At 67.6% G+C, this 25,738-nt stretch carries 24 protein-coding genes; 17 read left to right on the top strand and 7 right to left on the bottom strand.

The window, feature by feature from the left end:
- The first annotated feature begins 460 nt into the window (after positions 1–460).
- Positions 461–742: a DUF2312 domain-containing protein gene (locus L1787_RS01915; RefSeq protein WP_235706790.1), complete on the top strand. Its 282-nt coding sequence runs from the start codon at positions 461–463 to the stop codon at positions 740–742.
- A gap of 476 nt (positions 743–1,218) precedes the next feature.
- Here the strand turns inward: L1787_RS01915 and L1787_RS01910 are convergent, their stop codons facing one another.
- Entirely contained in the window at positions 1,219–2,937 is a 1,719-nt protein-coding gene (locus L1787_RS01910) for a peptidoglycan L,D-endopeptidase MepK (protein ID WP_235706789.1), read from the bottom strand.
- Positions 2,938–3,219: 282 nt separating this feature from the next.
- Positions 3,220–4,866: a L,D-transpeptidase family protein gene (locus tag L1787_RS01905; RefSeq protein ID WP_235706788.1), complete on the bottom strand. Its 1,647-nt coding sequence runs from the start codon at positions 4,864–4,866 to the stop codon at positions 3,220–3,222.
- Positions 4,867–4,979: 113 nt separating this feature from the next.
- Between L1787_RS01905 and L1787_RS01900 the strand changes: the two genes are divergently transcribed.
- Positions 4,980–6,836, top strand: coding sequence for a M3 family oligoendopeptidase (locus L1787_RS01900; protein ID WP_235706787.1), 1,857 nt, complete (start codon positions 4,980–4,982; stop codon positions 6,834–6,836).
- Positions 6,837–7,000: 164 nt separating this feature from the next.
- Here L1787_RS01900 and L1787_RS01895 read toward each other — a convergent pair whose 3' ends face one another.
- A complete protein-coding gene (locus L1787_RS01895; RefSeq protein WP_235706786.1) occupies positions 7,001–8,488 on the bottom strand; it encodes a glycosyltransferase family 39 protein in 1,488 nt (495 codons plus the stop codon).
- Positions 8,489–8,799: 311 nt separating this feature from the next.
- Between L1787_RS01895 and L1787_RS01890 the strand changes: the two genes are divergently transcribed.
- Positions 8,800–9,555 carry an SDR family oxidoreductase gene (locus tag L1787_RS01890; RefSeq protein WP_235706785.1) on the top strand — a complete coding sequence of 252 codons (756 nt, stop codon included), beginning with the start codon at positions 8,800–8,802 and terminating at the stop codon, positions 9,553–9,555.
- Between the two features lie 5 nt (positions 9,556–9,560).
- On the opposite strand, the gene L1787_RS01885 is transcribed toward L1787_RS01890, so the two are convergent.
- The gene (locus L1787_RS01885; protein WP_235706784.1) at positions 9,561–9,788 is read right to left on the bottom strand and encodes a hypothetical protein; all 228 of its coding nucleotides are present in this window, start codon (positions 9,786–9,788) and stop codon (positions 9,561–9,563) included.
- A 178-nt stretch (positions 9,789–9,966) separates the two neighbouring features.
- On the opposite strand from L1787_RS01885, the gene uvrC reads away from it, so the two are divergent.
- Genes uvrC through L1787_RS01865 form a run of 4 tightly spaced genes read left to right on the top strand, consistent with a single transcriptional unit; the run spans position 9,967 to position 13,218 of the window.
- Complete coding sequence (gene uvrC / locus L1787_RS01880; protein ID WP_235706783.1) at positions 9,967–11,970, top strand: excinuclease ABC subunit UvrC; 2,004 nt, start codon at positions 9,967–9,969, stop codon at positions 11,968–11,970.
- Positions 11,967–12,524 carry a CDP-diacylglycerol--glycerol-3-phosphate 3-phosphatidyltransferase gene (gene pgsA, locus L1787_RS01875; protein WP_235706782.1) on the top strand — a complete coding sequence of 186 codons (558 nt, stop codon included), beginning with the start codon at positions 11,967–11,969 and terminating at the stop codon, positions 12,522–12,524. The genes uvrC and pgsA overlap by 4 nt, the downstream gene beginning before the upstream one ends.
- Positions 12,521–12,772: a molybdopterin converting factor subunit 1 gene (gene moaD, locus L1787_RS01870; protein ID WP_235706781.1), complete on the top strand. Its 252-nt coding sequence runs from the start codon at positions 12,521–12,523 to the stop codon at positions 12,770–12,772. Before pgsA ends, moaD begins: the two co-directional genes overlap by 4 nt.
- On the top strand, positions 12,769–13,218 hold the full coding sequence (locus L1787_RS01865; RefSeq protein WP_235706780.1) for a molybdenum cofactor biosynthesis protein MoaE: 450 nt from the start codon (positions 12,769–12,771) through the stop codon (positions 13,216–13,218). The genes moaD and L1787_RS01865 overlap by 4 nt, the downstream gene beginning before the upstream one ends.
- A 31-nt stretch (positions 13,219–13,249) precedes the next feature.
- On the opposite strand, the gene gshB is transcribed toward L1787_RS01865, so the two are convergent.
- Both gshB and rsmI read right to left on the bottom strand, forming a co-directional pair.
- On the bottom strand, positions 13,250–14,179 hold the full coding sequence (gshB, locus tag L1787_RS01860; RefSeq protein WP_235706779.1) for a glutathione synthase: 930 nt from the start codon (positions 14,177–14,179) through the stop codon (positions 13,250–13,252).
- 78 nt (positions 14,180–14,257) lie between these two features.
- Positions 14,258–15,100 (bottom strand): 16S rRNA (cytidine(1402)-2'-O)-methyltransferase, encoded by an 843-nt coding sequence (gene rsmI, locus L1787_RS01855; protein WP_235706778.1) that lies wholly within the window; start codon positions 15,098–15,100, stop codon positions 14,258–14,260.
- 88 nt (positions 15,101–15,188) lie between these two features.
- Here rsmI and L1787_RS01850 point away from each other — a divergent pair, with 88 nt between their 5' ends.
- The 10 genes from L1787_RS01850 (at position 15,189) to L1787_RS01805 (ending at position 24,731) form a co-directional block, all read left to right on the top strand.
- Positions 15,189–16,367: a penicillin-binding protein activator gene (locus tag L1787_RS01850; protein WP_235706777.1), complete on the top strand. Its 1,179-nt coding sequence runs from the start codon at positions 15,189–15,191 to the stop codon at positions 16,365–16,367.
- A gap of 153 nt (positions 16,368–16,520) precedes the next feature.
- The gene (coaBC, locus tag L1787_RS01845) at positions 16,521–17,711 is read left to right on the top strand and encodes a bifunctional phosphopantothenoylcysteine decarboxylase/phosphopantothenate--cysteine ligase CoaBC (RefSeq protein WP_235706776.1); all 1,191 of its coding nucleotides are present in this window, start codon (positions 16,521–16,523) and stop codon (positions 17,709–17,711) included.
- Between the two features lie 107 nt (positions 17,712–17,818).
- Positions 17,819–18,268 carry a VOC family protein gene (locus L1787_RS01840; protein ID WP_235706775.1) on the top strand — a complete coding sequence of 150 codons (450 nt, stop codon included), beginning with the start codon at positions 17,819–17,821 and terminating at the stop codon, positions 18,266–18,268.
- A gap of 101 nt (positions 18,269–18,369) precedes the next feature.
- Positions 18,370–19,347 (top strand): branched-chain amino acid ABC transporter permease, encoded by a 978-nt coding sequence (locus L1787_RS01835; protein WP_235706774.1) that lies wholly within the window; start codon positions 18,370–18,372, stop codon positions 19,345–19,347.
- A gap of 142 nt (positions 19,348–19,489) precedes the next feature.
- Complete coding sequence (locus L1787_RS01830; protein ID WP_235706773.1) at positions 19,490–19,879, top strand: VOC family protein; 390 nt, start codon at positions 19,490–19,492, stop codon at positions 19,877–19,879.
- Between the two features lie 154 nt (positions 19,880–20,033).
- Positions 20,034–20,834: an AzlC family ABC transporter permease gene (locus L1787_RS01825; RefSeq protein WP_235706772.1), complete on the top strand. Its 801-nt coding sequence runs from the start codon at positions 20,034–20,036 to the stop codon at positions 20,832–20,834.
- The gene (locus L1787_RS01820) at positions 20,831–21,127 is read left to right on the top strand and encodes an AzlD family protein (protein WP_235706771.1); all 297 of its coding nucleotides are present in this window, start codon (positions 20,831–20,833) and stop codon (positions 21,125–21,127) included. Before L1787_RS01825 ends, L1787_RS01820 begins: the two co-directional genes overlap by 4 nt.
- Positions 21,128–21,265: 138 nt before the next feature.
- Positions 21,266–22,342: a branched-chain amino acid ABC transporter permease gene (locus tag L1787_RS01815; RefSeq protein WP_235707149.1), complete on the top strand. Its 1,077-nt coding sequence runs from the start codon at positions 21,266–21,268 to the stop codon at positions 22,340–22,342.
- A 135-nt stretch (positions 22,343–22,477) separates the two neighbouring features.
- Positions 22,478–23,803 (top strand): ABC transporter substrate-binding protein, encoded by a 1,326-nt coding sequence (locus tag L1787_RS01810; RefSeq protein ID WP_235706770.1) that lies wholly within the window; start codon positions 22,478–22,480, stop codon positions 23,801–23,803.
- Between the two features lie 100 nt (positions 23,804–23,903).
- Positions 23,904–24,731 (top strand): ABC transporter ATP-binding protein, encoded by an 828-nt coding sequence (locus L1787_RS01805; protein WP_235706769.1) that lies wholly within the window; start codon positions 23,904–23,906, stop codon positions 24,729–24,731.
- Between the two features lie 48 nt (positions 24,732–24,779).
- Here the strand turns inward: L1787_RS01805 and L1787_RS01800 are convergent, their stop codons facing one another.
- Positions 24,780–25,619, bottom strand: coding sequence for a c-type cytochrome (locus L1787_RS01800; RefSeq protein ID WP_235706768.1), 840 nt, complete (start codon positions 25,617–25,619; stop codon positions 24,780–24,782).
- Between the last annotated feature and the right edge of the window lie 119 nt (positions 25,620–25,738).

Raw genomic sequence — 25,738 nt, 5'->3', positions numbered from 1 at the left:
CGTGAAGAAAAATTTAACACCGCGTCAACGTCAAAGATTTTCCACCAATTGTTCTTTGGGAACTTCTTTGGGTTGCAACGTGCTGAACATCCCACATGCGGCAGCCGACGCACAAAGCAATGCCCCCACACGCGAATCGACCACACCCAATTCGAGTATGTTCTATTTTTGCAACGACCCGAGATGGCCAATCGCTTATCAACAGAAAATCGCAGCAACCTCGTTTGGCACCCGGATTCCGATCGGAACGTGATCCCATATGCGCACCAATTCTCGCCCAATTGGCTTCACGCATTTCCTCCTCGCGCACTCCGCCGACGCAAGGCGCCGTTCCGACTTAACGCGCGATTCACTCTGGCTCCGAGAAAGCGAGGACAACGGGGACCAAGATGCCTCCCCCAATTGATCCCGCCGCATCCTTCGGCAAGCTCGCTGGGCTAGAAACACAAGGAGTGCGACCATGGTGAATGGTGGTGTAGCCGGCGATCAGCTTCGCGCGATCGTCGAACGGATCGAGCGGCTCGAGGAAGAGAAGCAAGGCATCGCGGACGACATCAAGGACGTCTATGCCGAAGCGAAGGCCAACGGGTTCGACGCGAAGGTCCTGCGACAAATCGTGCGTCTGCGGAAGCAGGAGCCCAACGAACGCCAGGAGCACGAGGCGATCCTCGATCTCTATATGCAGGCTCTCGGTATGCGCTTCAGCGAAGACGACGCCGAGCGACGCGCCGAAGCCGCGTAACACCCGCTCCGGCGACCTGTGCGCTTGATAGCCGGACTCGACGCCGCAACGGTTACGACACGGGGAGCGCGCCCGCTTTGAAGGCGGATCAACCGCCGCGATCGCGCTCCACCCTCCTTTGAACGACCCGCTCCGCTTCGCGAAGACGGCCGCCACCCGCGCCGCACGACGAAGAGGCCGAGCCCCACCGCCCCGCGGTCCCCTTTCCCGATAGACTGGACGCCCCGCCCCACGCCGCCGCGCATCCGGCCGCGAGGCGAACGATGCCGCGCCCTTCTCGTCCTCTGCTCTTGCCCGACGCCCCTCGTCCGACGGCCCGATGCTCGACGCTTTCGACCGACGACCGTCCGACGCTCCTCGCCTTGACACCGCACCACGAAAAAGGCCGCCGAAGCGGCGGCCTTCAAATCACGTTTCAGTTCGGAACAGGAACGCGCGGCGGGGCCGACTCGCGGCCCCGACCAGACGGGCGACCGTCAGGATCGGGGCTTCGCGAAGACCGTGATCCGCACGCCGGTGAAGCGATCCGTGGTCGGCCAGTCGGTGACGCCGTCCTGGAAGCCGGACGGGGTGCCGAGGAAGCCTTGCGCCATCAGGATGCCGCCCCGGGCCGCATTGTCCTGATCGGGCGCCGTCAGGGTCGCGAAGCGGCCTTCGGAGATGCCCGAGCTGTCGGCAATCAGCGCCGGGCTCGCCCCGCGCACGGGAGACAGACCCGCGTCAACCATCGGACGCGTGACGGAGGGCGGCGGTGCGAGCTGGCGCGAGAGCTGCGGCGAGGAAGCCGGCGGCACCGGCTCCGATAACGCGCTCCGCGGGATCATGGCCGCCGTCTGGCTGAGCGGCGAGGCCGTGTCCAAGTCGGGGCCGCTGTTGGTGGCGTAGCCGAGTGTCGTCGTGTCGCTCGCCGGGGTGGCGCTGACCAAGGTCGGGCGCTGCGGCGGAAGCGCGGCGACGACGATCGGTAGCTCGTTCTCGCTCGGCGTCTCGTCAGGCGCGCCTTCGGCCGTCGCCGGAACGCTCGGGGGGGTGTCCGTCCGCGGCGCGATCCGGGGGATCGGCGCGGGCCCGGTCGCCACCGGTGCGGGCGCTTCCTCGGGGGCCGCGGGGGTCGCGGGGGCCTGCGAGGCGACGGCTGTCAGAGGCGCCGAGGGCGGCGCGACCGACCGGACTTCGGCATCGGCTTCGTCTTCCGCCTCGTCATCGTCACGGAAGCGGCCGATCAGGCCACCGAGCGACACGTTCGGAAGCTGCCGGAAAAGGCCGCCCGATTGGCTGCTATCATCGTTGCTGGAGGACGACGAAGCCGCGGTTCCGAGCGATGCCGTCTGCACGCGAACCGGCTCGTCGACTTTCTTTTCCTCGGCGCGGCTCGCCGCACGCGACCGCGTCGTCGGCGCCTGGGCGCTCACGCTGCCGGGGCGGATGACGCCGGTGTTGAGGCTGGCGACATTGGTGCCGCCGGAGGAGCGCGAACCGCCGCCGCCGCCACCACCACCGCCGAAGCCGAACAACGAGCCGCCGCCGCCGCCACCCGAACGATCGAGCTTGGCGAGCTTGCCGGACTTTTCGAGCTGCTGCGCCTCGGCGTAACCGGACAGCGGCTTGCCGTCGGACGGCAGATGCAAGGTCTTTCCGTCGGGGAACACGCGCGACAGCTCACCCCGGCTCATGCGCGGCCAAGCGCGCACGCTGCCGGTATCGAGATGGACGAAGGGGCTGTTGCTGCGCGGATAATAACCGACACCACCGACCTGGCGGGACATGCCGTAGGCCCGCACGTCGGAGATCTTCACGCCCTTGATATAGAAATCCATCGCCTTGCCGAGCATGTGCTGCGAATTCTTCGCGACACCGCGCGAGCGGCCGCGCAGCATCGAATTCGTCGCCGGCGAGCGATAGGCGGACACGACATGGATCGTGCGGCCGCCGAAATGCTGCTGCACGTCCCAGACGAGGTCGAGCAGCTCGGGGTCCATCTTGGTGGCTTCGTTGCGCCGCCAATCCCGCAGGAAGCGGTTGATATCGCGCAGCGCGGACGGGACATATTGGCCGTTGCGCTTATAGACGATCTTCAGCGTCTCGCGGGTGTGGGTGAAGTAGAGCTCGATCGTGCGGTTCGCCGCGAAGGCCGGCGTCACCGCTCCACCCAGGATCGCCGCGACGAGAAGCGCCGCCGCGATCAATCGGTCCATGCGCCCAAAGGCATACGCCCCAAATCGCCGCGCGATGCCGGCGTTGGAACAGCTCCGTTGGTCATCATGACCGGAAATCACTCGAGATGCAGACAAACCGCCCCCTGTCGAACCCATAGCCAGGGCACACCGATCATCCGGCGTGGTACTCGCATTACCTGCCAACACTTGACGGAGGCTTAACCGATCAATCCCCCTTGGGAAAGACCATCTTGGGAATCGCCACCTGATGTTGCGGCGGCGCAACATCAGGTGGCAGACCCTGTGCACGGTCTGCGCGCCTCAAAGACCCAGCGCGCGCTGGGTTCTGGCGTCGTACCCGTAAATGTCGCCATAGCGGACGAGCGCGCCGTCCGGCCCGACCTCGCGCGTGAAATAGGCGAGGTGGACGGGAATATGGACCGCCATCTTCAGCCAACGCTCCTTGCCGCCGACCATGCGCTCCAGCGCCTTGCCGGAGAGGTCGGTCTCCTCGGAAAGCAGCGCATCGGCGAATTCGAAGGGCTGATCGACCCGCACGCAGCCATGGCTGAGGGCCCGGCCGTCCCGCGAGAAGAGGTGCTTTGTCGGCGTGTCGTGGAGATAGACGGCATGCTCGTTCGGGAACATGAATTTCACCGAACCGAGCGCGTTGTTCCGCCCCGGTTTCTGCCGGATCCGCACACGGCGCAAGGTGTCCCGATTCCAGGAGATCGATGCCGGATTGACGACGCGACCATTGTAAACGGCCTCGTAACCACGTCGCGCGAAATAGCCCGACGGATTGGCGCGGATGCCGCCCAGCATCTCCGACGAGGCGATCGAGTAAGGCACATTCCAGTATGGATTGACGACCATGTGCTGGATCTCGTCGGAGAAGATCGGCGTCGGCGTGCCCGGCGCGCCGACGATCACGCGGCCCTCGTAGGTGACGGCCCCGTTCTGCGTCACCGTCACCTCGAATTTCGGGATGTTGACGAAGACATTGTGCTCGCCGAGCGAGCGCGGCATCCAGCGCCAGCGCTCCATGTTGGAGATCAGCGTAGCGATCGGCGCCTCGCCCGCGCCCTCGTCGATCAAACGCAGCGTGTGGGGGCCGACGATGCCATCGGCCATGAGCCCCCGCTCGCGCTGATAGGCCTTCACCGCCTCCTCGACCACTTCGTCGAAGACGTTCGGATCGTCCCCGTCGACGAGGGTCGCGCCGAGGCGGGTGCGCAGGATCGCGACGCGCGGCTCGTGGACGCCGCGCTTGAGGTTCGGACCGGCGCCCACGGCGGGCGGACGCTCCTCGCTCTCGCCCAGCATCTCGCGCAGCTTGCCGCGCAGCGCCTGGAATTGCGGATGCTGCGGGTGCACGCTTTCGAGCACGGCGTCGATGTTGCCGGCCCGCGCGATGCGCCGCAGGAAGCGCGCCTCGTTGAGCTTGGGCGGTTCGATCGTCATGATCCGCGAGACCGAGCGCGGCTCCAGGCGGCCGGAATAGGCGTCGTTCGCATAGCGCAACGCCGCCTCGGTCAGCGTCACGTCTTCGGCGGCCGCGCTGAAGACACCCGGCGCCGCGCGGGGCACGCTATAATCGTCCGGGTCGAGCCCGTCGCCCGCCGCCGCGGCGAGGCGCGCGCGCAAGGCTTCGGCGCGCTCCTCCGTCCACACCGGCTCATAGTCGCGCGCGGCGTAGAACTCGGCGACGGCGATCGAGACGTCGACCTTGGCCTCGCGCTCGATCGCGTAGCGAAGGGGAAGGCGTGGCCCCATCCTGATCGGTGCGGCCGGCGGCGCCGTCGTCAGCATCGCGAGCGCGACGTCCGACTTCGGCGACAAGCGCGGAACTGGGACTTCGGCCATGGCGGGGGCGGCCGGCAACGCCAGCGACATCGCCAGCAGGGACAATGCCGCAAAGGACAAACCCACCCTCACGGTGGCCTTGCCCGTCGACCTTTCTGTCATTTCACGCAACTCCGGCCTTACAATCGCAAACCCATGGCCATCTATGGAGCTGACAGATAGCATTGGTCCGGCGGCTGAAGACCGCCGCCTCACATTCCGTTGAAGGCTTCCCGATGACTTTGCACGCGACACGCGCAATTTTGCCACATGAGACAGTCGACCGGGCGAGCGGGGGCACACCGCTCGGAAGCCTGCCCGAGTGGGATCTCAGCGATTTCTACGCCTCGCCCGACGCGCCGGCGCTCGCCAACGACCTTTCCTCCCTCGCCGACGATTCACGCGCCTTCGAGGGCGCATATAAAGGCAAGCTCGCCGAGATGATTGCTGGAGCGGGCGGCGGCGCCAAACTCGCCGCGGCGCTCAAGCGTTATGAGGGGCTCGAGGACCGCATGGGCCGCATCGGCTCCTATGCCGGCCTCCTCTATGCGACCGACACGACGAACCCGGCCTACGCCAAGACCTATGGCGACGTGTCGGACAAGCTGACCCAGCTTTCCGCGCACCTTCTCTTCTTCCTGCTCGAGCTCAACCGGATCGACGATGCGGCGATGGAGACGGCGCTCGCCGACGCGGCGGCCGGCCATTATCGCCCCTTCATCGAGGATCTGCGCAAGGAGCGGCCTTTCCAGCTCTCCGACGATATCGAGCGGCTCTTCCTCGACAAGTCGGTGCCCTCCCGCAGCGCCTGGTCCCGCCTCTTCGACGAGACGATCGCCGCGCTGCGCGTCGATGTCGGCAGCGAGGAGAAGGTGACGCTCGAGGAGGCGCTCAACAATCTGCTCGATCCGAAAGAGGCCGTCCGCAAGACGGCGTCCGAGGGGATCGGCGCCGCCCTCAAGGGCAGCGAGCGCACCTTCACGCTGATCACCAACACCCTCGCGAAGGACAAGGAGATCTCCGACCGCTGGCGCGGCTTCAAGGATGTCGCCGATTCACGCCATCTCGCGAACCGCGTGGAGGGTGAGGTCGTCGACGCGCTGGTATCGGCCGTGCGCGAGGCCTACCCGAACCTGTCCCATCGCTATTATGCGATGAAGGCCCGCTGGTTCGGCAAGGACGCGCTCGACACGTGGGACCGCAACGCCCCCCTCCCCGACGCCGACGACCGCACGATCCCCTGGGACGACGCGAAGGACATCGTCCTTTCCGCCTATGGCGACTTCTCGCCCAAGCTCGCCGACCTTGCGAAGAACTTCTTCGACAAGCCCTGGATCGACGCGCCGGTGCGGCCCGGCAAGGCGCCCGGCGCCTTTTCGCATCCGACGGTGCCGTCGGCGCATCCCTATGTGCTCCTCAATTATCAGGGCCGCACGCGGGACGTGATGACGCTCGCCCACGAGCTCGGCCACGGCGTGCATCAGATCCTCGCCGCGCCGAACGGGGCCTTGATGGCGCCGACGCCGTTGACGCTCGCCGAGACCGCCTCGGTGTTCGGCGAGATGCTGACCTTCCGCCGCCTCCTCGACGCGGCGCCCGACGCCCGGACGCGGCGCGTGATGCTCGCCTCCAAGGTGGAGGACATGATCAACACCGTGGTGCGGCAGATCGCGTTCTACACCTTCGAGCGCCACGTCCACACCGAGCGGCGTGAGGGCGAGCTCACCTCCGAGCGCCTCGGCCAATTGTGGCTGAAGGTGCAGACCGAGTCGCTCGGTCCGGCGGTGCGCCTGTCCGACGGGTACGAGGTGTTCTGGTCCTACGTCCCGCACTTCATCAACGCGCCGTTCTATGTCTACGCCTACGCGTTCGGCGATTGCATGGTGAACTCGCTCTACGGCGTCTACGAGACCAGCCAGGACGGCTTCGCGGACAAGTATTTCGCGCTCCTCGCCGCCGGCGGCACGAAGCATTATTCCGAGCTTCTCACGCCCTTCGGCCTCGATGCGCGCGACCCCGCCTTCTGGCAAAAGGGCCTCGCGGTGATCGCCGGCCTGATCGACGAGCTCGAAGCCGCCGACGCCGCGGCCTGAGCCGAACCGGCGGCGCCGCTCCCCGGCGCCGCCGCGCACTGCGCGCCGAGCGCGCGCGTGACGCAAGCCGCGACCGCCAGGCGTCATCGATCGCCGTGCGCCGCGGTGCCAAGCGCGCCCGCCCCGATCGAGATGCGGACCGGACGGCCCCGGCCTGCGGCGCTTTATCCGGCCGGACAGGTCCCCCGCCGATAGATCGCGGCGGTGACGGGCATTGTGCGGCCCGTGAGGTTGAGGAGTTTCGGGTCGGGCGTCAGCGTCGCGACCGGACAGAGCGGCCCCGGCGCCTCCCACTCGCCCGCCGGCAACGGGTCGTGACCCAGCCAGAGGAGCACGAGGAGCGGGCCTTGCTCGGCGAGCCGGTCCCCCTCCACCACCGCCTGGCGCCCCGCCCGGCGCAGCGCCAGCGTGACGTTCGCGGCGAGATCGGGCACCGGCGAGGCGACCGTGATCCGTCCGTCCGGCGCGTCGGCCGCGATCGCCGCGCCGACCGCATCATAGGGCCGCGCCCAACGGTGTTTGTCGAAGGCCACCATCCCGACCATCCCGAACAGCACCGCCACGAAGGCGAGCGCACCGGCGACCACCAGCACGCCGCGCCACCGCCAGGACGAGAGCGCCAGCGCCGCGAGCAGCGGCAGTGGCATCAGGAGCGGCGTCAGATAGCGCTCGGCGACGGCCGACATATCGCTGCCGAGCACGAAGACGAAGGTGAGGACGAGCCCGATCCCGATCGTGCGCCACAGGACGCGGCGCACCGAGGTCGCGATTTCGCCTTGATGCTCGGGCGTTTCGCCGAAGGCGGCGATGAGGGCGAGCACGACGCCACCCCAAGCGAGGATCGCGAGGGTGAGCATCAGAACGCCGTCGATGCCGAGGACCGGAAGGTCGACGATCTCGAAGACGTTGTGGCGGTAGAGCTTTTCCATCCGCTCGGTCGAGTCGGCGAAATCGAGCGCGGCGGCGATCCAGGCCGGCGTCGCGATCACGAGGCCGATCAGCGGGGCAAGCAGCGCCGCGGTCCGGTGGAAGCGCTCGCGCATGAACGGATCCGTCGCGATCGCGATCGCCAGCGGGACGAGAAGCAGCGCCATGTTGAACTTCGCGATCGCGCCGATGCCGGCCGCGAGGCCGAGCAGTGCGAACGCCGGCGCGCTCGGCCGCACCGCGATGCGCACCAGTGCGTTCACCACCGCCGCGGCGGCGGCCATCACGAGGACGGAATGGGCGAGCGTATGGGCCGACATCCAGCTCACCTGCGGCAGCAGAGCCGCCGCGGCGAGCGCGACGATGCCGCCGCCGGTGCCGAGCAGCCGCCGCGCCGCATCGAAGATGAAAAGATGCGTCGCGGCGAGGAGCGCGGCCTTCACCAACGCGACGGCGAGCGCCCAGCGCCACCCCGTCAGATCGAGCGCGACGCGAACGAGCCAATTATAAAGTGGCGGATGCGAGTTGTCGTAGACGAGGCGGAAATCGACAGCGCCCATGAACTGCGCCTCGTCGATCTCGAGAAAGGGCGAGAGCGACAGGCGAAGCACAAAGAGCGCCGCGACATAAAGAAGGATCGCCGCGACGACCGTTCCCGGTGCGAGGCGGTCGATCTGCGGCAATCGGAAGGCGTGTGCCTCAGGAAATCGTATCGTGGCTGTCATGGACCGGCGGAAGCCTCGTGGCCTGTCCCTGGGGCAAAGCCTGTCATCACCCCCGCGTCAAGTCGTCCCCCTCGGATGATGCGTCCGTGATGGTGCGCCAGGCGCTCGACCGAGAGCGAGCGCATGGGCCCCGCATGGGGACGCGAGGGGCGAACGGCGGCGGCCGAAGTCGGCGAGGCGCCGTCCGAGGCGCCGGGCGGACGGTCGCCACCCGTTGCGTCCGAGCTGCGAATGACCTCTAGATCGGCGGCGCAATTTCGCCGCTTCTCCCGGTATTCTCCTCCCGTCGCGCCACAAAGAACGAGACGAAATTGACGACCCCACCACGCCGCGCCCTCGTGACGGGAGCCGCCCACCGCATCGGGCGCGCGATCGCCACCGACCTTGCCGCCCACGGTTACGATGTCGTGATCCACGCGAACCGCTCCGACGCGGCCGCGCGCAAACTCGCGGTCGAGCTCGCCGAGACGCACGGCGTGAAGACGGCGACGGTGCGTGCCGACCTCACCGATCCCGCCTCGGTCGAGACGCTGTTGCCGGCGGCGATCGAGGCGGTCGGCCCGCTCTCCCTCCTCGTCAACAACGCATCGGTGTTCGAGGCCGACACGATCGCGGACCTCGCCTCCGCGCGGTGGCGGCGGCAGATGGCGATCAATGCCGAAGCGCCCGCCCATCTCACCCGCGCATTCGCCGCTGCCGGATGCCGCGGCCTCGTCGTCAACATGATCGACCAGCGGGTGTGGAAGCCGACGCCGCTTTATCTCAGCTACAGCGCCTCCAAGGCGACGCTGTGGTGGCTGACCCAGACATTGGCTCAAGCCCTCGCGCCCGACATTCGCGTCGTCGCGCTCGGGCCGGGGCCGGTGCTGAAGTCAGCGGCGCAAACGGAGAGGGAGTTTGCCGACCTCGTCGCAACGCTCCCCCTCCATACGGCTCCGCAACTCGACGAGTTCGGCGCGACGATACGCTTTCTTCACGCCACGCCCTCGATCACCGGCCAGATGATCGCCCTCGACGGGGGGCAGCACCTCGCCTGGCGGACCCCGGACGCCGTCGTCCCTGAATGAATGGATCAAAGAGAGAATTGCTCCCGTCCCTGCGGCCGGGAAAAGCTGTCCCGCGTCCGGTCGAGGACGGATTGAAGGTGCTCGAAGATCCGTTCGATCTCGTCCTCCGTGTAGCTGTAGGAAGACGGGTTCGACAAATTGCGGACCCGCCGCAATGTCGTTTCCACGTTCCGCACGCGCCGAATGGCCGCTTCGCGGAACTTATCGGCTTTTTCCGGATGATGTGTCGCCATTTCTCTGCCGTCCCTTTGAATCGCGCCCTAGCGAAACTGAACGCAAATGACGACGCTATGTCAACCTTTGATTGCAGAAAATATTTCGTCCTCTTTTGATTGTTATCAGCACCGCCCACCACCCACAACCAGCGCTCGGCGATTGCAGCGGCCGCATTGGGACGCCAGATTGAAGGACATGGATCAACCCACCCGAATCATCGATGCACCGGATCACGGCACCGCTCGTGGCGCCGGCGGCGAAGAGGTCCGCTTCCGCCGGCCGACGAGCGAGGCGACCGGCTTCGAACTCATCGCCGAAACGGTGAAGCGCCTGCCGAACGCGCCCGGTGTCTACCGGATGCTCGATGAAGCGGGCGACGTTCTTTATGTCGGGAAGGCGCGCAATCTCAAAAAGCGCGTCGTCAGCTACTCGCGCCCGGTGGGTCTGTCAGCGCGGCTGATGTCGATGGTCAACCGCACCGTCGCGATGGAGTTCGTCACCACCAACACGGAGACCGAGGCGCTTCTGCTCGAGGCGAACCTCATCAAGCGCTTCCGCCCGCGCTACAACGTGCTCCTGCGGGACGACAAGTCGTTCCCTTATATCCTCCTCACGGGCGATCACGAGGCGCCGCAGATCCTGAAGCATCGCGGCGCACACTCGCGGAAGGGCAACTATTTCGGCCCCTTCGCCTCCGCCGGCGCCGTCGACCGGACGATCAACGCGCTGCAGAAGGCCTTCCTCATCCGCTCCTGCTCCGATTCGGTGTACGAGACGCGGACGCGGCCGTGCCTGCTCTACCAAATCAAGCGCTGCTCGGCGCCATGCACCGGCGAAATCTCGCTCGCCGATTATGGCGACCTCGTCGGTGAGGCGAAGGCGTTCCTGTCGGGCAAGTCGCAGGCGATCCGCAAGAAGCTCGGCGCCGAAATGGAGACGGCCGCCGACGCGCTCGAATTCGAGCGCGCGGCCCGCATCCGCGACCGTCTCGCCTCGCTCTCCCATGTCGACAGCCACCAGGGGATCAACGCCCAAGGCGTCGAGGAGGCGGATGTGTTCGCCGTCCATCAGGACGGCGGCGAGACGTGCGTCCAGGTGTTCTTCTTCCGCACCGGGCAGAACTGGGGCAATCGCGCCTTCTTCCCGCGCGACGAAGGGCTCGACGCGCCCGACGTCCTCCAGACCTTTCTCGCCCAATTCTATGACGACAAGCCCGTCCCGCGCGCCCTTTTCCTCTCCCACGAGGTGCCGGAGCGCGAGTTGATGATCGCCGCTTTCTCCGAAAAGGCCGGCCGCAAGGTCGACGTCTCGGTGCCGCAACGCGGCGTGAAGCGCGAGCTCGTCGACCACGCGCTCACCAACGCGCGCGAGGCGCTCGGTCGGCGCCTGTCCGACAAGCAGAGCCAGGGAAAGCTCCTCGCCGCCCTCGGCGAGACCTTCGGCCTTCCCGCCCCGCCCCGCCGTGTCGAGGTCTACGACAACTCGCACATCATGGGCACGTCCGCCGTGGGCGGGATGATCGTCGCGGGGCCGGAGGGCTTCTCGAAGGCGCATTATCGCAAGTTCAACATCAAGTCGGAGGATCTGACCCCCGGCGACGATTTCGGCATGATGCGCGAGGTGCTGACGCGCCGCTTCGCCCGCCTCCTCAAAGAGGCGCCGCGCGAGACGCCGCCGCGCGACAGCGACGCCGAACCCGATGCCGACGACATCGACGACGGCACGCTCGGCCCCTGGCCGGATCTCGTCCTCATCGACGGCGGCGCGGGCCAGCTCACGGCCGCGAGGGAGGTCATCGAGGCGCTCGGCATTACCGACGTGCCGCTCGTCGGCGTCGCGAAGGGGATCGACCGCGATGCCGGACGCGAAGAATTTCACCAGGCCGGGCGCACGCCCTTCCGCCTGCCGCCGCGCGACCCGGTGCTCTATTTCGTCCAGCGTCTGCGCGACGAAGCGCACCGTTTCGCGATCGGCGCCCACCGCGCCAAACGCAAAAAGGCGTTCACCGCGAACCCGCTCGATGACATTCCAGGCATCGGTGCGGCTCGAAAACGCGCGCTGCTGCGCCATTTCGGTACAGCGAAGGCGGTCGCGAAGGCGGGCGTCGACGATCTCGTCGAGGTCGAAGGCATTTCCGAAAGCGTCGCCAAGCGCGTCTACGATCATTTCCACGCGGCCAACGCACCGGCATCCCGATGACAACGATTCCCAATATCCTGACGATCCTGCGCTGTCTCGGCGTCTTCGCGCTCGCGGTGCTCCTCGTGTGGCCGTTCGGGGACGTGCGTCTCGCGGCGCTCATCGTCTTCGTGCTGGCCGCCCTCACCGACTGGCTCGACGGTTATCTCGCCCGCAAGCTCAACCAGATTTCGGCGTTCGGGCGGATGCTCGATTCGATCGCCGACAAGCTCCTCGTCGGCGTCGCGCTCTTGATGCTGTGCGCCGAAGGGACGATCGGCGGTCTCAACTCCCTCGCCGCGGCGTTGATCCTGATGCGGGAAATCGCCATCTCGGGACTGCGCGAGCATCTCGGCACCAAGGGAATCGTCGTCCCGGCCTCGCTGTTCGCGAAATGGAAGACCACGATCCAGCTCGTCGCGATCGCCGTCTTGATCGGCGCGCCGCTCACCTGGGCGCCGGCGACGTTCGTGGTCATCGGGCTGGTGATCCTGTGGGCCGCCGTCGTGATGACGCTCGTCAGCGGCTGGCAATATATCTGGGGCACCCGCAAGGCATGGGGGGAAGAGGCGTGAAGGTGAAATATTTCGCCTGGGTCCGCGAGCGCATCGGCCGCGCGGAAGAGGAGATCGAGCTGCCGGCCGATGTCGGCACCGCGGGCGAGCTGATCGTCTGGCTGAAGGGCCGCGGGGAAGAGTACGCCCACGCGCTCGAACGCGACCGCTTCATTCGCGTCGCCCTCGACCAGCGGCACGTGCGGCACGACGCGCCGCTCTCCGGCGCGCGCGAGGTCGCCCTCTTCCCGCCGATGACCGGCGGATGATCGACGTTCGCCTGACCGGCGAGGCGCTCGACCTCGCCGAAGCCGCCGCCCGCCTCGGCGACGATCCCGACACCGGCGCGATCGCCACCTTTCTCGGCCTCTGCCGAGGCGAGACCGGACGGCTGTCCGCGTTGGAGCTCGAACATTATCCCGGCATGGCCGAAGCCGAGATCACGCGGATCGCCGAAAGCGCCATGTCGCGCTGGCCGGTGCGCGGGATCGTCGCGATCCATCGGTTTGGGATCGTCAAGGTGGGCGAGCCGATCGTGTTCGTGGCGGCCCGTTCGAGCCACCGCGACGCGGCCTTCGACGCGGTGCGCTACGTGATGGACTTCCTGAAGACCGAGGCGCCCTTCTGGAAACGGGAGCATCTCGTCGACGGCACCGTCGGGCCCTGGGTCGACGCGACGGATGCCGACGAACGCGCCAAAGCCCGCTGGGCCTGACCGTCCCGCCAACCGGCGCGATCAGCCTCTCTCAGAGCCGCCCCTCGACGGCGTCCCAGAACATGGCCGCGACGTTGGGGCCGCCGAGCCGCTCCACCGCGCGAATGCCCGTCGGAGAGGTGACGTTGATCTCGGTGAGAAGCCCGTCGATCACGTCCAGTCCGGCGAAGACGAGGCCGACCTCCTTGAGCCGCGGCCCGACACGGGCGCAGATCTCCCGCTCGCGCGGGGTGAGCTCGGTCGCGTTCGCCGCGCCGCCGCGCACCATGTTCGAGCGGATCTCGCCCTTCGGCGGGACGCGGTTCACCGCCCCGGCAAACTCGCCGTCGATCAGGATGATGCGCTTGTCCCCGTCGGTCACCCGCGGCAGGAAGCGTTGCACGACATAAGGTTCGCGGAAGGTCGCCTCGAAGAAATCGAGGAGGGAATTCACGTTCGGGTCGTCCTCGGCGAGCTTGAAGACGGCGGCGCCCCCGTTGCCGTAAAGCGGCTTCACCACGATCGTCCCGAACTCCTCGCGGAACGCCTTGATCATGTCCCGGTCGCGGGTGATCAGCGTGTCCGGCATCAGATCGGCGAACTCGATGACGAAGAGCTTTTCGGGCGCGTTGCGCACCCCGGCCGGGTCGTTCATCACGAGGCAGCCGGCCTGCTCGAGGAGATGCGTCGACGTGACATAGGCCATATCGAACGGCGGATCCTGGCGCAGGAGGACGACGTCCATGTCCTTCAGCGAGACGGTCGTCTTCTCACCCAGCGTCGCGTGATCGCCGACCTCGTCGCGCACCGTGAGCGGCTCGACGACGGTGAACACCTCGCCATTGCGCATGGACAGCCGTTCGGGCGTCGTGTGGAACAGTTCGTGTCCCCGCCGCGCGGCCTCCAAAAGCAGCGCGAAGGTGGAATCGCCGGCGATGTTGATGCCCCCGATGGGGTCCATCTGGACGACGACCTTGGCCATAAAACGTCTCCCGTTGCCGCCTCCACATGCGACCCTCGACGCACGAAGGCAAGCGCCCTTTGCGCGATTGCGCCGCGCTCACGTCTCCTTGAGAGCGAGCGCACGGCGATAAAGCTCGCGCCGGTTGAGGCCGGTCGCCTTGGCGACGTCGCCCGCGGCGGCGCTCGCGGGCATCTTTGCAAGCGCCGCGACGAGGAGCGCGTCGATATCGGCTTCGTCGAGAGTGCCGGCCTCCTCGCCGGGCGGACCGATCAGGAGGACGATCTCGCCCTTGGTCTCACCTTCGCCGAAGCGGGCGGCGAGCGCGGCGAGGGTGCCGCGCTCCACCGTCTCGAAGCGCTTGGTAAGCTCGCGCGCGACGGCGCCCTCGCGCGGGCCGAGCACCTCGGCGAGATCGGCGAGTGCCGCGCCCACACGGTGCGGCGCCTCGAAGAAGACGAGCGTCGCCTTCACCGCCGCGAGCTCGCCGATGCGCGAGCGCCGCGCCGCGCTCTTCGTCGGCAGAAAGCCGGCGAACAGGAAGGCGTCCGTCGGCAGGCCCGAGACCGAGAGCGCCGCCACCGGCGCGGACGGCCCCGGCACGACATGAACCGCATGGCCCGCCGCCCGCGCCTCTTCCACGAGCCGATAGCCCGGATCGGAAATGAGCGGCGTTCCCGCATCGCTCACCAGCGCGACCGATTCGCCCGCATCGAGCCGGGCGAGGAGCTTGGGGCGCTGATGCGCCGCGCCGTGCTCGTCATAGCGGACGAGTGTCGCGTCGATTTCGAAGTGGGCGAGGAGGCGACCGGTATGACGCGTGTCCTCGGCCGCGACGGCATCGGCGGCGGCGAGCGTCTTCAGCGCACGCAGGGTGATATCGCCCAAATTGCCGATCGGCGTTGCGACGATATAAAGGCCGGCCTGGGGCGTCGGCGCCACGAATCGCGCTCCCTCCACCACATAACTTCGTTCCGGCACAGGATCTCCCGTCTTGAAAGGTGGCCGATCAATGGTAGAGGATCGCCGGGTGGGCAAGATCAAGAACATATTCGCCGGACTGCGCATCGCGACGATCGCACTGACCGGCACACTCGCCGGGTGTTTCGGAATGGGCGGCCCGGACGAGCCGTCGCCGAGCAACATCGTGACGCAAGCACCGCCTCCGGTCGAGCAGCGGGTGATCGGCGATGGTGGGACGACCATCGCGATGCTCCTGCCGATCTCGGCGGGCGGCAGCGCGAGCGGCCTCGCCCAATCCTTCGAGAACGCGGCGACGCTCGCCCTCGAAGAGGTCAATGCCGACAATATCCGCATCGTCGTCAGCGACACCGCGGGTGACGCCGATACGGCGCGGATCGCCGCCGAGAACGCCGTCAACTCGGGGGCGGAGCTGCTTCTCGGCCCCGTCTTCGCTCCGGCGGTGGCCGGCGCGGGCGATGCGGCGCGGGCGGCGTCCGTCCCCGTAATCGCCTTTTCCACCGACGCGAGCGTCGCCGGACGCGGGGTCTATCTCCTCTCCTTCCTGCCGCGACAGGACGCGACGCGGATCATCTCCTACGCCTCCGGCCAGGGGCTGCGCTCCTTCGCGGCGCTGGTGCCCGACAACGGCTATGGCCTCGTGATGGAGGCTGCATTCCGCGAGGCGGTGGCGACCGCGGGCGGCTCCGTCGTCGCGGTCGAGCGCTATGCCGAGGGCGACGCCGCGGCGGGCGCGGCCCGGCTCGGTCAACGCGGCGCGTTCGAGGCGGTCTTCATGCCCAATGGCGGCAACGACCCGGCCGCGGCCGCGCGCGAGTTGCGCAATGGCGGGAACAATGCCCGCCTCCTCGGCAGCGGCCAATGGGGCAACCGCGAGGTCCTCGCCTCGCCGAGCCTCGTCGGCGCCTGGTATCCCGGCCCCGCGCCGGGCGGCTTCGAGGCGTTCGCCCAGCGCTATCAGGCAAAATTCGGCAGCACGCCGCCGCGCACCGCTTCGCTCGTCTACGACGCCGCGCTGCTCGCGAACGGCCTCGTCGGTGCGCGCGGGCCGGGCGCGTTCAACCCGGCCTCGCTCGAAGCGCGCGACGGCTTCCTGGGGGTCGACGGCGTTTTCCGCCTCACCGCCAACGGCCTGTCGGAGCGCGGGCTCGCGGTCTACGAAGTGACGAATGGCGGCGGCAACAGGGTGATCTCGCCGGCGCCGACCAATTTCGGGAACGGCGGATAGGCCGGGCTCCAGCGGGACGGCACCGAGACGCCGCCCGCCGCTTCGTCCCTCCCTTCCCTCGCCTTCCCCTTCCCACGGACCGAGGCGATGCTTTAATCCTGGCGCCCTCAGCAGCGGCCGGCTTTTCGCCCGCCGCCAACGGCGAGTGACCCGATGGCCCGCATTCTCCTCGTGATCTCGGGCGGCATCGCCGCTTACAAGACGCTGGAGCTCGTCCGCCGTCTGCGCGAGCGCGGGCACGAGACGCCGGCGATCCTCACCGAGGCGGCGACCCGCTTCGTCACCCCCCTGTCCGTCGGCGCGCTGTCCAACCAGCCGGTGCTCACCGATCTGTTCGACCTCGATCGCGAGCGGGAGATCGGCCATATCCGCCTCGCCCGTGCCGCCGACCTCGTGCTCGTCGCGCCCGCGACCGCCGACATCATCGCCCGCATGGCCGTCGGCCGGGCGGACGATCTCGCCACCGCCGCCCTCCTCGCGACCGGCGCGCCCATCCTCGTCGCCCCGGCGATGAACCCGCATATGTGGGCCCACCCGGCGACGGCGCGGAACGTCGCCCAGCTTCGCGCCGACGGGGTCCGCTTTGTCGGCCCCGAACGCGGCGAGATGGCGGAGCGGGGCGAAGCCGGGCTCGGCCGCCTCGCCGCGCCCGAGGCGATCCTCGACGCGATCGAAATGCACCTGTCACGCGACGACCGGCTCGCCGGCCGCCATGTGGTCGTCACCTCCGGGCCGACGCATGAGGCGATCGACCCGGTGCGCTATATCGCGAACCGCTCGTCCGGCCGCCAGGGCCACGCGATCGCGGCGGCGGCGGCGCGGGCCGGCGCGCGCGTCACGCTGGTGAGCGGCCCGGTGACGATCCCGACCCCGCCCGGCGTCACGCTGCACGCGGTGGAAAGCGCGCGCGACATGCTCGCCGCGGTGGAGGCGGCGATGCCGGCCGACATCGCCGTGATGGCCGCCGCCGTCGCCGATTGGCACGTCGAGGCGGCGGCGCAGAAGCTGAAGAAGACGGCGTCCGGCCCGCCCGCGCTGACGCTGTCGGAAAATCCCGACATCCTCGCAACCATCAGCCGATCGGCGGCGCGCCCCCGCCTCGTCGTCGGCTTCGCGGCGGAAACGGAAAATGTCATCGAGCACGCCCGCGCCAAGCTCGCGCGCAAAGGCTGCGACTGGATCCTCGCGAACGACGTCTCAACCGGCGTTTTCGGCGAGGCGGACAACAGCGTCCATCTGATCACCGCCGACGCCGTCGAGGATTGGCCGCGCCTCTCCAAGGAAGAGGTCGGCCATCGCCTCGTCACCCGCCTCGCGGAGGCGCTGTCCGACGAAACGCGCTGATCTGGCGCCGACATCCGGCGCGATCGGGCGGGTACACGTTGCTGGCGGGCGATGGCGCGCTACTTCCCCTCCGTCTGCGGTCGAACATGATGCGGAGAACGCGCCCCATGGCAACGATCCAACATCATATCTGGCCGGGCTGCTCGACGGTCAGCCCGTTCATCGTGTCCGACAAGGCGCTCGACGTGATCGCCTTCGCCAAGGCCGTGTTCGGCGCCGAGCCGATCGAGGAGCCGATCCTGCGGGCGGATGGGACTCTCGCCCACGCCGCGATCAAGCTCGGCGATACGACCATCATGCTCGGCGACCCGCGCGCCCCCGAACATCACCATTCGGCCTTCCTCCAGGTCTACGTCCCCGATTGCGACGCCATTTATCGCAAGGCCCTCGCGGCCGGCGCGGAGAGTGTCATGGAGCCGTCCGACCAGTTCTATGGCGACCGGGCGAGCGGCGTGCGGGACATGGCCGGCAACACCTGGTGGATCTCGACCCACACCGAGCGGATCTCCCACGCCGAGATCGTGCGGCGGCAGGCGGCGCTCGACGCCGCAACCTGACGGCGCGCGCGCCTCCCGAGTCGCCCGCAGGATGAAAAAGCGCTTGCCCCTCGGCCCCGCTCCCGCAAAGGTGGTCGCAGTCGAGGATTGAGCGAGGCACCGTGGAGACGCTCTACGCAGTTCTGGTCGACCCGTTCGTCCAAATGGCGTCGACCCCGGATTTCTTCATTCAGGTTCTTTGGGAAGGCTTCGTCGCCGGCGTCCTCTATGCGCTGATCGCGCTCGGCTTCGTGCTCATCTTCAAGGCCTCCGGCGTGTTCAATTTCGCGCAGGGGATCATGGTGGTGTTCGCCGCCCTCTCCCTCGTCGGTCTCGTCGAGCTCGGCGTACCGGCGCCGATCGCCTTTCTCCTGTGCCTCGGCATCATGTTGGTGCTCGCGATCGGGGTGGAGCGGTTGGTGCTGCGCCCGCTCGTCAATCAGCCGGACATCATCCTCTTCATGGCCACGATCGGCCTCACCTTCTTCCTGATCGGGCTCGGCGAGCTGATCTTCGGCGGCGAACCGAAGACGATGGTCACCGAAGCGCTGTTCCTGCCCACAGGCTCCTCGGTCTGGGAGCCCGCGGGCCTCGGGCCGGACGGCGAGCCGGGCTTCATCCTCTTCCAGCATCTCGACGTCGCGGCGGCGGCGATCGCGCTCGCCCTCGTCGCCGCGCTCGGCTTCTTCTTCTCCAAGACGCGGATCGGTCGCGGCCTGCGCGCCGTCGCGGACGACCATCAGGCCGCCCTCTCGGTGGGCATTTCGCTCAATCAGATCTGGGTGATCGTCTGGTTCGCCGCCGGCGTCGTCGCCCTCTTCACCGGGATCATGTGGGGCGCCCGGTCGGACGTCTCGTTCGCGCTGGAGATCATCGCCTTCAAGGCGCTGCCCGTCCTCATTCTGGGCGGCCTCACGTCGATCCCCGGCGCGATCGTCGGCGGCCTCATCATCGGGATCGGCGAGAAGCTCGGCGAGATCTATTGGGGGCCTCTCGTCGGCGGCGGGATCGAAAGCTGGTTCGCCTATATGATCGCGCTCGCCTTCCTGCTCGTGCGTCCGCAGGGCCTCTTCGGCGAACGGATCATCGAGCGGATCTGACATCGCGCCGATGGTCCCGCCTTTCGCCTCGTCCGCGCCCTTCGGCACGCCGTTCCAGTGGACCGGCGAACCGCGCCCCCTCACCGGGTGACGCCCTGAACCTCCTGTCCCGCCCGTCGCTGGACGAACCAACGGAACCGACATGACCCACAAAAGCCGCCTCGGCACCATCTGCATCGACTGCAAGACGGACGACCTGCCCGCCGCCCTCGCTTATTGGTCCGCAGCGCTCGGCCGGCCGGGCAAGCTCGATCCGGGCGGAAAGTACGCTGAAATCGCCCCGGTCGAGGGCGAGCCGATCGTGATCCTCCAGGCCGTCGACCATGACAGCCGCGTCCATCTCGACATCGAGACCGACGACAAGGCCGCCGAGGTCGCCCGCCTCGAAGCGCTCGGCGCGAAGGTCGTCGCCGAGATCCAGACTTGGATCGTCATGGAAGCGCCGACCGGCCATCGCTTCTGCGTCGTCAATCCACAACGCGCGGACTTTGCCGAGAAGGCCCCGCCCGCCGGCGGCGAGACCGCCGGCTGAGCCGCCGTCCGCCGCGCGGGCGACGCGCCGCATAATGGGCGGGGCGCCGCCCCGCTCCCGGTCGCCCCGGCGCCCGCTCCCCCGTCGGACGCGGGCGGGGATGACTGCCCTGCATCAATGCCCCTTGCTGGCGTCGCCCGCCTTGTGTACCGCGATGAACGTGCTCAACTCGCAGTCGACCACCCTCACAGACTTCCGCCGCGGCGCCGCGCTGAGCCTTCCGCTCCTCGCGGCCATCGTGCCGTTATCGGCGCTGTTCGGTGCGGTCGCGATCGGCAACGGACTCACCCCGTTCGACGCGGTGCTGATGAGCATGCTCCTCTTCGCCGGCGCCAGTCAGTTCGTGGCAGTCGACCTGTTCGGCCAGGACGTTCCGGCCTGGTCGATCCTCCTGTCGGTGCTCGCCCTCAATTTCCGCCACGTGCTTTATTCGGCGGCGCTGACCCCGGTGTTCCGCCCGTTGAAATGGAGCGCCAAGCTCCCCCTCTTCGCGCTCCTCGTCGATCCGGTCTTCGCAATCACCGAGAAGCGCACGGCGGAGGGGAAGGCCTTTTCCGTCCCCCTCTATCTGGGCCTCGCGCTGTCGCTTTATGCGATGTGGCAGCTCGGCACGTTCCTCGGCGCGGTGTCCGGCAGCCTGATCGAGGATCCGCGCACCTTCGCGCTCGACATGTTCCTGCCGATCTACTTCCTGACGATCGTCATGAGCTTCCGCACCCGCCCCAACTGGGCGCCGACCGTCCTCGTGAGCGGCCTCCTTTCGATCCTCGTCTACTACGCCCCGCAATTTGGCCTCACCTTTCTCGGCCCGCCCTGGCACATCACGATCGGCGCCATCGGCGGGATCGTGACCGCCGTCCTCCTCGCCACTCCCAAAGGGCCCGGCCGTTCGGCCGAGCGGGCCGCCGATCATGCGGCCTCGCCCGCGCTCCAACCCGCGAAGTGCTCGTCATGACCGACGGTTTCCTGACGGTGATTCTCGTCTGCGGCGCGCTCACCTTCCTGACGCGGGCCGGCGGCTATCTCATTCTCTGCCGCCTCTCCGAGATCCCGCCCCGCCTCAATGTCGCGCTCGAGGCCGTGCCGCCGGCGGTGATCACGACGCTCTTCGCCCCCGCCGTCTTTTCCGGCGACTGGCGCGAGGCGCTGACGCTCTCCGTCGCCGTCGCCCTCAGCTTCCGCTTCGGCCCGACGATCACCGTCCTCGTCTGCGCCGCGATGCTCGCCGGCCTCCGCGCCTTCGGCTGACGCCCCACCGATCGCAAGGGTGGCGCCTTCCCCGCGCCACCATCTTGACGCGAGACGCGATCCCGCGCGGAATGCGCCGAACGGCCAGCCGGGTGCACGCCCGTGCCGGCCCAAAAACAGATCGGGGAGACGTGGCGCGTGTTCTATCGCGAGGCCGGGCAATTCAAGACGAGCTATGCGGCGGACCAAGCCGCCTTCCCCCTCCTCGAAGACCGCATCGGGATCGCGATCCTTCTGCTCGTCGCGGTCATCGCCATCCCGCTCCTTGCGTCGAATTTCTTCCTCAACACGATCATGATCCCGTTCCTGATCTTCGCCTTGGCGACGATCGGGCTCAACATCCTGACGGGTTATTGCGGGCAGCTCTCGCTCGGCACCGGGGCGTTCATGGGGGTCGGGGCCTACGCCTGCTACAAGCTCACCACGACGTTCCCGGACATCAACATCATCGTGTGGATCCTCGCCTCGGGGATCTTTTCGGCGGGGATCGGCGTCCTCTTCGGGCTGCCGTCCTTGCGGATCAAGGGCTTCTATCTGGCGGTCGCGACGCTCGCCGCGCAGTTCTTCCTCGAATGGTGCTTCATCCGCGTCCCCTGGCTCTACAACAACAACGCCTCGGGCGCGATCGAGGTGCCGACGCGCACGCTCGCGGGGATCGCCATCACCGGGCCGACCGCCGATCCGCTGACGCGCTATTTCACAGTCCTCGTCATCGTCTCAGTCCTCACGTTGCTGATCGGCAACCTGATCCGCGGCCGCATCGGACGGACCTGGATGATGATCCGCGACATGGACATCGCCGCCGAGCTGATCGGCGTGCGGCCGCTCGCGGCGAAGCTCTCGGCGTTCGCCGTCTCCTCCTTCGTCTGCGGGGTGGCGGGGGCGATGTTCGTCTTCCTGTGGCTCGGCGCGGCGGAGCCGTCGAGCTTCAATATCCGCTTGTCGTTCCAGATCCTCTTCATGGTGATCCTGGGCGGGCTCGGCTCGATGGCGGGCTCCTTCATGGGCGCAGCCTTTATCTTCATCCTGCCGATCGTCATCCGCATGCTGCCGGCGGCGCTCGACCTCGATATCGGCGCGGCGACGGCCGAGCAGCTCAATTTCATGATCGTCGGCGCGCTCATCATCGCGATTCTGATCGTGGAGCCGCACGGGCTCGCCAGGTTGTGGGCGGTCTTTCGGCAGAAGCTGCGCGTCTGGCCTTTCCCGTATTGAGACCCCCTATCGAACGACAACGCGATTGCACGCTCTGCGCGAAAGTCGTTCCCCTTTCGCCTCGTATGCCGTAACCTCCCGGTCGACGGGCGCATAAGCCCGCGCGACATAAGTCGATAGGGAGACGAAGCGAGCATGAAGCATAGTCTTGTCTTGGGTCTCGTCGCCGCGTTGGCCGCGGCCGTGCCCCTCACCCCCGCCTCGGCGCAGAACGACGAACTCTTCCTCCCCCTCTTCACCTACCGCACCGGCCCGTTCGCCGGCTCCGGCATCCCGATCGCCAATGGCATGCGGGACTATCTGGAGATGCTGAACCAGCGCGATGGCGGCATCGGCGGCGTGAAGATCCGGATCGAGGAGTGCGAGACCGGCTACAACACCCAAAAGGGCGTCGAGTGCTACGACTCGGTGAAGCCCGGCAATCCGCTGATCGTCAACCCTTGGTCGACGGGCATCACGCTCCAGCTCATCCCCCGCGCCTCCGTCGACAAGACGCCCATCCTCTCGATGGCCTACGGCCTCTCCGCCGCGGCCGACGGGACGGTCTTTCCCTGGGTGTTCAACCCGCCGGCGAGCTATTGGGACGCAGCCTCTGCCATCATCAAATATATCGGCGAGCAGGAAGGCGGGATCGAGAACCTCAAGGGCAAGAAGATCGGCTATCTCTTTCTCGATGCCGGCTATGGCCGCGAGCCGATCCCCCTCCTCGAGGACTTCGCCAAGGAATACGGCTTCGAGCTGACGATGTATCCCGTCCCGGCCGACACCATGCAGAACCAGTCGTCCCAATGGCTGAACGTCCGCCGCGACCGGCCGGACTACATGATCATGTGGGGCTGGGGCGCGATGAACGCGACCGCCGTGCGCGAAGCGGCCAAAGTGCGCTACCCGATGGACAAGTTCATCTCCGTCTGGTGGCCCGGCGAGGACGACGTGCGCCCCGCCGGCGCCGGCGCCGACGGCTTCAAGATGCTGAACTTCCATGCTGTCGGAGACGAGTTCCCGGCGATCCAGGACATCGTGACCCATGTCTTCGACAAGGGCCTCAGCCAGGTGTCCGACCGCTCGAAGATCGGCGAAAATCTCTATAATCGCGGCCTCGTCAATTCGCTGATCATGGCCGAGGCCATCCGTACCGCCCAGGAGCTGCACGGCCACCCGAACGTCACCCCGGCCGAGGTGCGGGACGGTCTCGAGGCGCTCAACATCTCCGCCGACCGGCTGAAGGAGATCGGCCTCGAAGGGTTCATGGAGCCGATGGTGCTGAGCTGCGAGGACCATGCCGGCCAGTCCGACCTCTACATTCAGCAATGGAACGGTGAATCGTGGGAGAAGATCTCCGATTGGTTCTCCCCGATGGTCGAGAAGGTCCGCCCGATGCTGGAGGAGGCGGCGCAGGAATACGTCGCCGCTAACCAGCCCTGGCCGCAACGCGACGTGCCATGCGCGAACGCGAGCTGATCCGAACGGGGCGTCCGCGCCCCGTTTCTCCCTGCCGGCGCCCGCGCCGCGTTTCCAACTGCCGGCCTCCGCGCCGCGCTCCCCGATCCCGGCGGCCGGCATGACGGAGGCCGCCACCACCGGCCGCGACACGATCCTCGACGTCGCGAACATCGAGGTGATCTACGATCACGTCATCCTCGTCCTCAAGGGCGTGTCGCTCACCGTGCCGCGCGGCGGCATCGTCGCATTGCTCGGCGCCAACGGCGCCGGGAAGACGACCACCTTGAAGGCGATCTCCAACCTCCTTCGCGCCGAGCGGGGAGACGTGACGAAAGGAGCCATCCTCTTCGAGGGAGAGGCGATTCAGGCAATGAGCCCCAACGCCCTCGTCACCCGAGGCTGCATTCAGGTGATGGAGGGGCGGCACTGTTTCGGCCACCTGACGATCGAGGAGAACCTTCTCACCGGCGCCTATACAAGGGGCGACGGTTGGAGCGCCATCAAGGCCGACCTCGATAAGGTGTACGCCTATTTTCCCCGCCTGCGGGAGCGGCGCTCCAGCCAGGCCGGATACACCTCAGGCGGCGAGCAGCAGATGTGCGCCATCGGCCGCGCCCTCATGAGCCGGCCGAAGATGATCCTCCTCGACGAGCCGTCGATGGGCCTCGCCCCGCAACTCGTCGAGCAGATCTTCGAGATCGTGCACGAGATCAACGCGCAGGAGGGCGTCTCCTTCCTCCTCGCCGAGCAGAACACCAACGTCGCGCTGCGCTATGCGACCTACGGCTATATCCTGGAATCCGGCCGCGTCGTGATGGACGGGGTCGCCGAGCAACTCCGCCAGAACGAGGACGTGAAGGAGTTCTATCTCGGCGTCGCCGGCGAGGGGCGGAAATCCTTCCGCAACGTCAAACATTATAAGCGCCGCAAGCGCTGGCTGACCTGACGCGATGGGCGGCCCGCTCGAGAACGCCGGCCGCCGACGGCCCCGCCTCTATTCGAGGGGCGGGATCGTCCGCAGCCATGCGACGATGGCGGCGAGATCGGCGTCTTCGATATGCGCATAATAAGGGAACGCCATCGGCGGCTTCAGCTTGGTGCCGTCAGGCCGCGTCCCGGTGCGGATCGCGGTGACGATCTCCTCGTCGCTCCACGCGCCGATACCGCGCGTCGGATGCGGCGTGATGTTGCGCGCCACCGACAGCCCCCACGGGCCGGGCAACTCGAGCCCGCCTGCGCCCATGCGGTTGACCGGATCGGGGTGCCCGTCGGTCCAGCCGGTGTGGCACTCCATGCAATGAGCGATCGTCGCGAGATAGAAGCCTTCCTTGACGAGATCCCCGGCCCGCGCCGCCTCGTCGATCGGCGTTTCCGCGCCCGGAAAGGCTGGCTCGTCGAGCGCCATCTTGTAGTGCGGCATCGGCACCTCGTTCTCGACCGCGGGGACCGATCGCAGATAGGCGACGATCGCGTCGAGATCGCGCTCGGAGAGCACCTTGTAGAAGGCCGTCGGCATCACCGCCGCGAGCTTGATCCCGTTGGGGCGGATCCCGTCGACGATCGCCGTCGCGATCTCCTCGTCGGACCAGCTTCCGATCCCGGTCTTCTCGGCCGGGGTGATGTTGGCGGCATAGACGTCGAAGGCCGGCATGTCGAAGCGAAGGCCGCCGGACAGCGCCCGGTCCATCATCGGCCCCGTGGGTCCGACCGGCGTGTGGCAGTTGCCACAGGCCATCACCGTATTGACGAGATAATCGCCCCGCGCGACCAGCGCCTCGTCCGCCATCGCCGCGCTCGAAACCAACCCAAACAGCACAATCAAAAGACGCGTCATCGCCCTCACCATGCGCTTTGGCCCATTCGGACGACGATCTCTAACCATGCGTCGACTTGTCGCGCAACTAAATTAAAATGGCTACAAAGTAAAAAGAATTCAGCGTCGCCGTGCGCCTC

The sequence above is a fragment of the Acuticoccus kalidii genome, assembly GCF_021556395.1.
Taxonomy (GTDB): domain Bacteria; phylum Pseudomonadota; class Alphaproteobacteria; order Rhizobiales; family Amorphaceae; genus Acuticoccus; species Acuticoccus kalidii.
Note: the sequence above shows the minus strand (reverse complement) of the source record. Positions and strands in the feature narration are given on the sequence as shown.